This window comes from Bryocella elongata (assembly GCF_900108185.1).
Classification (GTDB): Bacteria; Acidobacteriota; Terriglobia; order Terriglobales; family Acidobacteriaceae; genus Granulicella; species Granulicella elongata.
Genome location: NZ_FNVA01000001.1, coordinates 1,487,796 through 1,499,780, shown reverse-complemented (window position 1 = coordinate 1,499,780; position 11,985 = coordinate 1,487,796). Strand labels below are relative to the sequence as shown.

Annotated in this window: 6 protein-coding genes; all 6 read left to right on the top strand. The window is 59.0% G+C overall.

The window, feature by feature from the left end; genetic code table 11:
* The first annotated feature begins 693 nt into the window (after positions 1-693).
* On the top strand, positions 694-2,010 hold the full coding sequence (locus C4S68_RS05825; protein WP_103932224.1) for an MFS transporter: 1,317 nt from the start codon (positions 694-696) through the stop codon (positions 2,008-2,010).
* A gap of 200 nt (positions 2,011-2,210) precedes the next feature.
* Entirely contained in the window at positions 2,211-5,219 is a 3,009-nt protein-coding gene (locus C4S68_RS05820) for a sensor histidine kinase (protein WP_235011387.1), read from the top strand.
* Positions 5,216-5,839: a response regulator gene (locus C4S68_RS05815; protein WP_103931981.1), complete on the top strand. Its 624-nt coding sequence runs from the start codon at positions 5,216-5,218 to the stop codon at positions 5,837-5,839. The genes C4S68_RS05820 and C4S68_RS05815 overlap by 4 nt, the downstream gene beginning before the upstream one ends.
* A 309-nt stretch (positions 5,840-6,148) precedes the next feature.
* Complete coding sequence (locus C4S68_RS05810; protein ID WP_103931980.1) at positions 6,149-9,631, top strand: TonB-dependent receptor; 3,483 nt, start codon at positions 6,149-6,151, stop codon at positions 9,629-9,631.
* Between the two features lie 152 nt (positions 9,632-9,783).
* Positions 9,784-10,548, top strand: a complete 765-nt coding sequence (locus tag C4S68_RS05805; RefSeq protein WP_235011386.1) for an RraA family protein — start codon at positions 9,784-9,786, stop codon at positions 10,546-10,548.
* Between the two features lie 73 nt (positions 10,549-10,621).
* The gene (locus C4S68_RS05800; RefSeq protein WP_103931979.1) at positions 10,622-11,932 is read left to right on the top strand and encodes a selenocysteine synthase; all 1,311 of its coding nucleotides are present in this window, start codon (positions 10,622-10,624) and stop codon (positions 11,930-11,932) included.
* Positions 11,933-11,985 lie beyond the last annotated feature (53 nt).

The following is an 11,985-nucleotide window of genomic DNA, read 5'->3' as shown; positions in this document are numbered from 1 at the left end:
GTATAACAATGCGATTCTGCCGATAGCCCCAGACGGAAACGGAGACGTTGGCTGGTCTCTTTCCTCGACCCACGATCCTCTTACCATGCGGGGGAGATGGGCGCACTGACATTCGAGGCATAGAAGCCATCTACAACCCCGGGGGGCACGACTCAGTTACGCTACCGGTGCATCCTCATCGTTTGAACCGCCGCCTCACGATTCAGGAGAGCCCCTGCCGCAGCTTGAACCTGAGCCACGCCACCGGGCAAGTTGACCTGCTCGCGAACCCGTGTGGGAGATCTCGATAACCATCCGGCGCTGCATGCTTCAGTTTGCGGCGGAAGCTCTTCAACGTACATCCGTCGTCGGATGAAGTTGCTCGAAAGCTGATACCCATCGCATCTGCAGCTACACGACGCTGTCTCTACGACAAGTACACGGGTAGAGAGCCGTGTTGGCGTCTCCACGAGGAAGGAGTCGGCACCATCCAGGCTGCGCGCGTGGCAGAAGCCGATGATTGCGTAGCAGCCGCTGGTTGACTTCCGTGAGCGAGGAAGACACACTCATTGCATATCTCATCCCCTCTACGTCAAACGTCCTATAGGCAAACGCCCGAGGCATAGTTCAATGGAGCATCTCCGGATCAGTCCGAGATATTCGAAGACGACTCCATCCGAGCGCAGCGTTATCGTGCCGCCGGGAGCAACATTGATTTACGTCGAGCGCCGCACTCACGTTCGCTTTCTTCTGGCCTTTTGGCTCTTTGTCCTTAGCGGCGTTGCCTTTGTTGACCGAACCAATATCTCCATCGCGGGGCTCCAGATCAGCTCCGAATATGGATTGGGCAACCAGCGCCTGGGGTGGATCTTCAGCTCGTTCCTGATTGGCTATGCGGGTTTCCAGCTGCCAGCCGGATGGCTCGCCGCGCGGTACGGTCCTCGGCGCGTTCTCTCGCTGGGAGTGCTGTGGTGGGGCGTTGCCACTGCTTTGACGGCTGTGTTGCCATCCGGTATGGCTCACGCAGTGGTGTTGCTCATTGCCGTTCGCTTCGCACTCGGAGCAGGCGAGGCGGTCATCTATCCGGCAGCGAACCAGTTCGTTGCTCGTTGGGTGCCTGTCGACGAACGCGGCTTGATCAATGGCCTTATCTTTGCGGGCGTAGGAGCGGGCAGCGGACTCACACCTCCGTTGCTCACATGGCTGATTACAAATGAGGGATGGCGATCCGCCTTCTGGGCCTGCTCCGCCGCTGGCCTTGCAGCCGGAGCCGTGTGGTGGATCTATGCTCGAGACACGCCGGAAGAACACTCGGGTGTCTACCCGTCGGAGCTGCAGCACATTCGCGAGGGGATAGCAGTTAAACCTGGCGGGGCGTCTCCCGTCGGAGAGTCTCAGGCGGGCGAGGTCGTCCCGGCGGCTCCCGTGATCTCGTGGCGAGCAATTTTTCGACGCCGCGATCTGCCTGCGCTGATGGGGGGGTACTTTGCGTTCGGCTATATCGCGTGGATCTATTTCAGCTGGTTCTTCCTTTACATGGCCCAGGTGCGTGGCTTCAATCTCAAAGCGAGCGCCTACTATTCCATGCTGCCATTCCTATCGATGACGATCTGCTGCCTTGCAGGTGGAACGCTGAGTGATCGCCTGACCAGAAAGTATGGGTTGCGCACAGGCCGCTGCGGCCTGGCATCTGTGGCGATGCTCTTGACGGCCATCTTCCTCCTCATGGGTTCCAAGGTGCAGAGCCCTCAGCTTGCCGGCGTAATCCTCGCCGTCGGTGCGGGAGCGCTGTATCTTTCGCAGAGCTCGTTCTGGTCCGTATCGGTCGACATCGCAGGCAACAGCTCCGGAGTGTTCTCGAGCATGGTGAACATGGGAGGGCAGATTGGAGGAGCGGTGACCGCCTCCCTGACGCCATGGATCGCGCAACGCTTTCACTGGAGCACATCGTTTGCGGTCTCGGCCGCCCTCGCCGTGTTTGGGGCAATCTGCTGGATGACGGTGCATCCGGAACGTCCGCTCGACGCTTGATGTGCCGAGTTGGGGACAAGGTCCTCTTGCCGTACGGTGAAATCTGTGTTTGGCTTGAAGAACTCACAACATTGGGAAAGCATCCCCATTCCGCCGCACGTTTGCAGCTGCCTTCAGGCGGCCCAGCGCAGGCCTGCCTGCATCGATGTGGGCGGCGATTGGGGTGCGTCGTCCTCCGTTTAAGCGGGGCAGCTTTCGCTTTGCTACTCGCCGTGGGTGCGGTCGCTGACGCTGCGTCCCCCGTACGGATTCAGCTCTCCGAGTATCAGAAGCAGGACTGGCAGGTTGAGGACGGGTTGCCTGAAAACGATGTGCGCATGATCGCACAGCGACCGGACGGCGCTCTGCTGTTGGCGACGTCTTCCGGGATTGCGCGCTTTGATGGGCAGCGGTTCCAGAGCCTGCCCATCGAGGTCGCCGGCATCGTGGAGAACGAGGCCGTCAACGCCATTCTCCCAGGAGACAACGGCGAGTTGTGGATCGGTACGGACGGTCGAGGCATCCTGCACCATACGCCCTCCGGAACAGTAAACATCAGCGAGCGCGCGGGCTTCTACAACGAGCGCATCCGCATGTTCTATCGGGACTCGAAGGGGGTGCTCTGGATCGCGACGCAGAATGGCGTGGAGCGCTTCGAGGGCGACCATCTTGAAGCTGTCGCAGGTGCGGGCATGATCTCCGGCGACATCACGACGCCGTTTGCTGAGGATGGGTTCGGCGGCATGTTCTTCGTCACGTCCTCCGGATTGTTTCATTGGCAAGATGGCGTTGTGCAGCGGTACAAGCTGCACCAGCCCGCTTCCGATCTCGCCGTGGCGGTCTATCGGGATCCGCAGCGGCGCATCTGGGTTGGTACGATGAAGCACGTTTTGCAATTGGTTCCCAAACGCGAGGGGAACCGGGAGACGGGCCAGTTCGAAGAGATTATCCGAGCGAATGTGGGAGCTCCGGTTTCGGTCCTTCTCGGAGACAAAGACGGAAATTTGTGGATCGGCACCCGCCGCGATGGCATGTGGCGTTTGTCGCCGGACGGGCTGTCGCGCTGGAACTCGAAGAATGGTCTTCCGGACGATTCGATTCGTGCGCTGTTTCTCGACGATGAGCAGAATCTGTGGATTGGCATGCTCACCGGGGGGTTGAGCCGGTGGCACAAGGGAGCTTTGGCTCCGTATGGCGACGCCGAGGGTTTCCACTCGGTGTACTCCGCGAATGTGCTGGCGGACAGCCGTGGAGATCTATGGTTCGGCACATGGGGCAAGGGTCTCTTTCGGAGCCATCGCGGGACACTTCAATCTTTCGTCATTCCGGGTATGCCGGCGACCACGCCGATTCGTGCACTGGCTGAGGACGGGAAGGGGCAAGTCTGGGTCGGCACGTGGTTCAATGGAGTTTTTCGTTATGATGGCCGCATTTTTCACCATTACCTATTGGGAACGGAATCGCCGGGCAATGCAGTCAGCGCGATCCTCTTCTCGAAGGCCGGAGGCCTCTGGATAGGCACGTACACGGGGCTGTTCTACTTCCCATCGGGGGAGCCCAATGCAAGAGATCGTTCCTACCTGCTTCAGTCGCTGCTGGTCACGTGCCTGATCGAAGACGTCGATGGCTCTGTCCTTGTCGGGACGAGCACGGGGCTGTATCGCATTCGCGATGGCAAGGCGACGGCCATCATGGGACTTCCTCATCCGTACATCCTCTCGTTGACGCGAGACAGCAGCGGCTACATCTGGACGGCAACGAAGGCCGGTGGGCTTGACGCGGTGCGTGGCGACCATGTCGAAGCCGTTCCATCGAACGCAGGCCTGCCGAATCTCTACGTCAACACGGCCATCGAAGACAACGATGGGCATCTCTGGCTCGGAACGTCACGAGGCATCCTGCGAGTTACCCTCTCGGAGCTTCATTCCACCGTCGATGGTCATCGCACGCATCTCTCTGTGGTCACGCTCGGGAAAGCCGATGGAATGCGTTCCAGTGAGTGCGGCGGCCCATCCAAACCAACCTCGGCGCGTCTCCCTGACGGAACGCTGTGGTTTGCGACCACAAAAGGATTCGTTCATACGACGGATATCGCCGAGCAGATCGGCAGCGTCGATTCCACTGCCACTATCGTTGGCTGGTCGCCATCGACTGATGCCGACAACTCCAGCATCATCCCCCTTGGGCCGAACTCGCAAGCTGTCGTTGATGCCAGCCAGCGTGACATTCTCCTCTTCTTCAACGCCAAGCTGTTGTCCAACCCGTCGCAGATCGAATTTCGTTATCGGCTCTCCGGCTACGACGCCGAGTGGACCTACACTCACGCGCGGGTCGCGCGCTATCGACATTTGCCACCGGGCAGCTACCACTTTGAAGTGCAGGCACGGCGCAGCGGGCAGGAGTGGTCATCCCCGATCGCATCGCTCGTGCTCAAGCAGCGGCCATACTTCTATCAAACCTGGTACTTCTACCTGTCGCTGGCCGTGGTTGCGCTGGGCGTCATCGTGCATCTGTTCCGCCGTCGCGTGCAGTTGATCAAGGGCCGCATCGGCATCGTACTTGAAGAGCGCAGCCGCATCGCGCGAGAGTGTCATGACACGCTGATGGCCGGTTTCGCGGCTATTTCGTGGCAGTTGGAAGCTACATCGAAGCTGTTCCTTGACAGCCACTCGGAGTCGACGCCAGCTGCCGAGTCCTGCGAACTGGCGCGCAGCATGGTGGCTCATTGTCAGGCAGAGGCAAGACGTATCATCTGGGACCTGCGTGATTCGGACGAGGTGACGAACGTCCTTTCTCAGGCGCTTGCGAGAACGCTCTCCGCAAATATTGCCGGACCCGGCATCGAGACGACCTTCGATGTGGAGGGCGAGGAGCTACCCCTCGCCCCTGGATGCGTACATCACCTGGTCTGCATCGGGCAGGAGGCCGTGTCGAACGCGATCCGTCATGCTCGCGCATCACGAATCATGATCCACCTCAAGTACGACGAGGATGCGCTCTGCCTTTCCATCTGCGACAACGGTTGTGGCTTTCATCATCTCGAACGTGCTGCCTCCGTTCGAGGGCACTTCGGCATACCCGTGATGAAAGAGCGAGCGCGTAAGATCGGGGGCACACTTCGGCTTCAGACGTCCGCGGGAGCAGGGACTGAGGTGACGGTCAAAGTCTCCTTCAATGCATTGCCGCAACCCATTAGCCAACAGAACGTCATACGGTGGATAGGCATTTGAAACAGATCCGGGTGCTCTTGATCGAAGATCATTTTCTGGCTCGCATGGCGCTGCATTCGGTGTTGTCCGGCCACGCACAGATCTCCATTGTCGGCGAGGCCAGCGATGGCGAGGCAGGCATTGCCATGTATCGCAGCCTGAGGCCGGATGTGGCTGTGCTCGACCTTCGTTTGCCGCGGGTCAGCGGTTTCGAGGTTCTCGCGCAGGTGCGCAAGGAGTTTCCCGGAGCCCGCATCGTCATTCTCTCGAATTACCAGGGGAGCGAGGACATCTACCGCGCTGTGCGTAGCGGCGCGATGGCATATCTCACCAAAGATGCCAGCGGCGAAGAACTGCTGGGCGCGATTCAAAATGTCCATCGTGGTCTGCGCTATCTGCCCCAGGCTGCGCTGGGCCGGCTCGCTGAGCGCATGCCCGCAGTCGACTTGACGCCACGCGAAGCGGAAGTTCTCACGTGCATCACCAAAGGCTGCAGCAATCGCGAGATTGCGGACGAACTCGGCATCGCCGAGAAGACGGTCCGAATTCACGTTAGCTCCGTGTTGGACAAGATGGGCGCGCGCGATCGTACGCAGGCGACGATCTACGCATTGCAGCGCGGTTTGGTCCACCTCGACTAGCTCCAGGAAGAGCTGCGATCAACAACGCCACGGTTGTCGGCGTTATGCCTTCTCGCGTCTGCGAGGCGTCGCGGAAGCGTGACCCCAGCACCATGACTGATGGGTCGTTAGGTCAATTGTCCTAGAAACTGCACCGGCAACAGACCGATGACAGCTTTTCCATTCCGTAATCAGATCGTGACACACACGAAACAGAACTATCTCCAGTCGCCGCACCTCTAGCACAGAGCCATCCGGATCCGGGAAGCACTGCTGCTTCGAGACCAGCTCCACGACTTGGCTTGCCACTATTTGATGAGGAGACCCACCGTGAAGAAGTTGCTTCTATGCTCACTCGCACTCCTGCTGGGCCCACTGGTCGTTCGCGCGCAGGTCGCCAATAACACCGCACTAGTCGGCACCGTCCTGGATCCAGCAGGGAACTACATCGCCGGTGCCCAGGTTGTGGCGGTGGAAGAGACGACAAAGGTCACATACACGGCGACCACGAACAACGAAGGATACTACGCGATCAAGTTCATCGCGCCGGGAACCTATGATCTGACAGTTGACCGTCAGGGATTCAAGAAGGCGAGCACGGTAGGTGTTCCCGTATCGGTCGATCTGTCGGTGCGCACCAACTTCCCGATGACGGTTGGATCGGAGGGCGACACCGTGACCGTATCCGCATCTACTCCCCCGATGTCGACTGATGATGCCAACCTGGGCGAGACCTTTGAGGCCAAGCAGGTGGAAGACCTGCCAGTGCAGGGGCACAATGCGTTGGAAGTCGCGGCCCTGGCGTCGAACGTCATCGTCGGCTCCAAGACGTCGTACTCCGGTAACCCTCCGGGTGTCGACTTCATCGGTGCAGGGCAGCGCGAAACCCAGAACGAGTTGACGCTGGACGGTGTGTCCATCATGAACAACCTGGGCAACGTGACGCCTACCCGACCCAGCACGGACATGATCTCAGAAGTCCAAATGCAGAGCGGCAACTACCCCGCACAGTACGGCTCCTACCTTGGCCTTCACATCAACCTGGTGAGCAAGGCCGGATCGAATCAGTATCACGGGGTGGTCTACGACTACATCAAGAATACTGCGCTCGATGCGCATAACTTCTTCGACACCACAACAACCAAGAAGGCGCCGCTGAACTACAACCAGTGGGGTTTTGCGTTGGGCGGTCCGGTGACGATCCCGAAGCTGTATAACGGCCGCAATAAGACATTCTTCTTTGGAGCTTACGAAAAACTGAATCAGAAGGGGCGGTCGGCTGGCACCTCGACGGTGATGACATCCGCGATGGAGAGCGGTGACTTTTCTGCGCTCGGGACCTACAACCCTGCCACGAACACCTGTACCGGAATCTGCCTCAAAGACCCGGCGACTGGCACCTACTACGCCATTCCCACGAGTGGAGCGAACGCAGGCAAGAGCAACCAGATTCCCGCAAGCGAGCTGAGTACAGGCGCCGCCCTGATTGCGCAAAAGTATGAAGCGTATGTGCCACTGCCGAACGTCTCGGGAATCACCAACAACTTCAGCAACGTGTACTTCCCAAACAATCTCTTCATCGCCCAGACGCTGGAACGCGTGGACGAGAATATCGGCGAGCATATCAAGCTCTTCGGGCGGTTCCACTGGCAGGACCTTACGTATGTGAACGGTAATCAGGTCCCAGTCGCAAACGGATATGGCATTGGCAATAGTCGCAACTACGCCTTCGGCTATACGCAGATCCTCACGGCCTCTTTGGTGAATGACCTCCATGTAGGCCTCAATGAATTCACAACAGACTCGCTGAATTACTGGTACGTCAACGGGTTGAAAGACGCTGGGACGAAGCTCGGCATTCCCGGCTTCAACTATGACACGACAGACAACATGCCGGGCGTTCCCAATGTTCAGCTCAGTTCCGCCTCGGGCATGAACATCGGCAACAACGGGACCAATTGGTTCCAGGACGACCGCTCGATTGACGCTTACGACCAGATCAGCTTTACCCGCGGCAAACATAACATCATGGCGGGCGTGGAGTTCCGCAAGCTGGATACAGGACGAATCGCCACGAATGAGTCTCTCGGCGAGTTCGTCTTCAATGGCTCAGTTACTGGCGATAGCCGCGCGGACTTCGCTCTCGGGCTGCCCGCAAGCGATCTAACACCGGTGACCAGCATCAAGGGGTCTGTTGCTGAGTGGCGCGATGGCTTCTTCGTCCTTGACAACTGGCAGGCAACGTCGAAGCTGACTTTGAATTACGGCCTTCGTTACGAGTTACCCACCGTGCCGTACAGCCTCAACGGCTATACGCGCATCATGAACGCGTCGCAGACGGCGCTGTTGCCGGTGTCGTCGGCGAACTCGCCGGCTACGTGGACTCCCGTCCCTGGACTCAAGCTCGGCAGCCCGACACATGACAACTGGGCGCCTCGGCTGGGCTTCGCGTATCGCGCTCTGCCGAAGACGGTGCTTCGCGGCGGCGTTGGGTTCTATTACAACGCAAATCAGCTGAACAGCTTTACACTCCTGACGAGCAACAACTACCCCTTTGGCGCGAACTTCCAGTACTTCGCGGCAGCCGGCACATCCTCAAACCCCTTCTCCTTCACCAACCCAACGCCGGGGCAGGCGACGGCATCGCCGGTGACTGGAACATGTACGCCCAGCTGTACGTATGGAAGCGCTGTCACCTACGATCCCGCCAACAAGACACAGCGTAGCTATCAGTGGAACCTTTCACTCGGACAGGAGTTGTGGAAGGGGGCGGCGGCTGAGGCGCAGTATGTCGGATCGCACTCACTGGACCTGGACACCAGTTGGTATGACAATTTGCCATCGCAGTTGACGGCAGGGAGTGTCTTCTCTCAACCAACGAAGGTGAATCTCAACTCGGCACAGGGAAGCTGCGGGCAGGCCAACTGTCTTGTTCGTCCCAACCAGCTCTTTGGTTCGATCCGCAATCTGAGGAACTTTGCGTGGGCTCACTACGACGGGCTTAGTCTGATCCTCCGGCAGCGCTCCTTCCATGGTCTTTCGGGGCAGGCAAGTTACACATGGTCACACACGCTGGACATCTCCTCCGATTCCAATGGGGGCGGCAATCTCTCGCAGCAATTCAACGTCGCCGCGGACTATGGCAATGCGAACTGGGACATCCGTCACCGCTTCGTCGGTGTACTTACGTACGATCTCCCATCGTTCCGTGGGGCAAACCTTCTGGTGCGAGAGACCCTCGGTGGCTGGCAGCTCAACGACATCGTCAATCTGCAAACCGGCATGCCATTCAATGTCTCGCTGGGTTACAACAGCGCAGGCTTCGATCAGGGAACAGAACGGCCGAGCTGGGTGCACAAACCGAGTGCGAACTGCAGCCTGAAGAACCTCATTCAGGGAGTGAACGGGACGGCCGCTTCGGGATCGTGCATCGACCTCAGCGCCTATGCGCTGCCGGTTGCTCCCACAACCGTGAACTCATCCAATGTCGTAACTTCGTACAACTATGCCTACGGCAACACGTCGAGGAACACTCTGCATGGTCCGGGGTTCAGCTATGACAATCTCTCGATCTTCAAGAACTTTCCCATCGGCGAAGTGATGAAGTTCCAGTTCCGCGCAGAGGCGTCCAACGTCTTCAACCATCCCAGTGCGGCTAACCCCAACTCCTCAAATGCAAGTCTGAGCGCGGCGTCGCAAACTGGCACCGCGATCAGCGGCGGCAGCGCGGGCACCATCACCAGCGTGCAGACGATTCCGGGCGAGTTTACCGGCGCCCGAACGCTACAGCTGGTGGGCAAGATCATCTTCTAGTCTTGCCGTCCAACGGGAAGCCGCCGGGAATGCCCCGGCGGCTATCTTTCCAAATCTTACGCAAGCCCTCCGCTCTCGTCTGCCGCAGGTTGATCGCAGCGAGCGCGGAGCATGGGGGAAGCTCCCCGAGGCCCTTGAAGATGAAGACGCTCGTGCCACTTCGTCAAGCTCGCAACGTTGTATTGATCGCCGTGATGGGCCTGCCGCTTGCGGTCGCAACACACATTGTCCTGGCTGATACGCCGAGAACTGCAGTGGAGTACAAAGAACATCCATCCGAGATGCTGGAGGCGTACCGCCATGTGGAGGCTGCGTCGGTATCGGATGCGATGGAGCAATTGCTCCACGAAAAGCACTATATGTCGCACCGCATGGAAGCCATCTTCCCCACGAAGTTCGCTGGAGTGGCACTTACAGTCAAGCTCATCAAGCAGGAGAACCAGGATCCCGATGCTCTCGGCGGAATGCTTCAGGCCATTGATAGTGGCGGGCCTGGGGCGGTCTATGTCATGCAGGTGGAGGACGGCGTCGACATCGCGGGCATGGGTGGCTTGATGGGAACAGCGATGTCGGCGCGTGGTTTTGCGGGGGCCGTGGTCGATGGCGGAGTTCGCGATGTCGCACAACTCAAGCGCATTGGATTTCCCGTGTACTCGACGGGCGCTGTGCCTTCGACTTCGGTGGGGCACTATCGCTTCGCCGGCGTCAATGTCCCGGTCGATTGCGGAAGCGTTCAGGTGAACGCCAACGATATCGTCGTGGCCGATCAGGACGGTGTTGTTGTCGTACCGCGCGAGCACGCCGCTGAAGTGTTGATCCGTGCGCAGCAACTCGATTACAGCGAGCACGCCATGTACCCCTTCATCGAAAAAGCCCACTCCATTGTGGACGCAGTAAAGCAGTTCGGAAGGATCTAGATACCGCTCGCTCATCGACCGTAGTGATCGCATTGAGCCAGCACTTCGCAGAGCAGAATTGGAGATGGCAGGGATGTCGAAGTTTGAGCCAACGGGGATATTGACGCGTCGCCGTTTTATCGGATGGTCACAGGCGATGCTTGCGGCTTTCGGACTAAGTCCGCTGTCCGCGCCGACGAAGGCATCGGCGGAGGGCCCCGTGGGCATGGGGAGGGGGCATGCGCCGGCTGCTTCCGGGACAGCAGATGACTACTATGAGAAGCTCGGCGTCGAGAAGATTATCAACGCGGCGGGGACCTACACCTATCTCACCGCGGCCGTTATGCCGCCGCAGGTGCAGCGTGCGGTAGCACAGGCTGCGCTGCATCCTGTGGTGCTGAAGGACTTGCAACGTGCCTCCGGAGAGTACATCGCCAAGCGGCTGCGCTGCGAGGCTGCCTTGGTGACGTCAGGTGCGTCGGCTGCGTTGACGCTGGCGACCGCCGCTTGCATGGCATCCTCTACCGGCGCCGCTCCGGAGCATATTCCATCAGAGGTCTTACCACGGAGCGAGGTCATCGTCCAAAAGTCGCATCGCTATGAGTATGACCACGCGATGCTGCTGTGTGGTGTGCGCATCGTTGAGGTTGTCACGCTTGAAGACTATGAGCGTGCATTCACCCCGAACACGGTCATGACCAATTTCTTCAACTCTGCTGAAGGTGGCCGGATTGATCGAAAGACCTGGCTCGACGTGGCCCACAAGCACAATGTGCCCTGTCACATGGATGCCGCCGCCGACATGCCCCCGATCGAGAACCTGTGGAAGTACACCGGTATGGGATATGACCTTGTGTGCTTCTCCGGAGGGAAGGGAATTCGTGGGCCGCAGAACGCTGGTCTGCTGTTAGGCAAGAAACACCTGATCGGGCTGGCAATGCTTAACGATAGCCCTAACTCTGATGCCGTCGGTCGAGGGATGAAGGTGGCCAAGGAGCAGATAGTTGGGATGGTCGCGGCGGTCGACTGGCTACTGGAGCAGGATGATGCGGCCAATCAGGTCGAATACATGCGCCGCGCCAATGTGATCCTTCAGCTGGTGAAGGACGTGCCGACACTTAGATCGGAGATTTTCATGCCTGAGATCGCTAACCACGTGCCCCACCTGATTCTCTCCTACGATCCCAAGGTAGTTGGCATTACTCCGCTCCAGGTGCAGGAGCGTTTACGCAAAGAACGTCCACAGATTGAGCTCAATCCCGCGACTGGAACCACCGGGCGCCTCGGTACTCACTCCAACGAGAACACCATTGTTATTGGCACTTGGATGCTGCAGCCCGGTGAGGACGAGATCGTCGGTCGTCGGCTACGTGCTGCGTTGACTCAACCTCAACTTCAACTGTGAGCCGGTGGACGGTGCCGGTGGTACTTCAATGATCGTGAAAGGGAGTCTGTCCC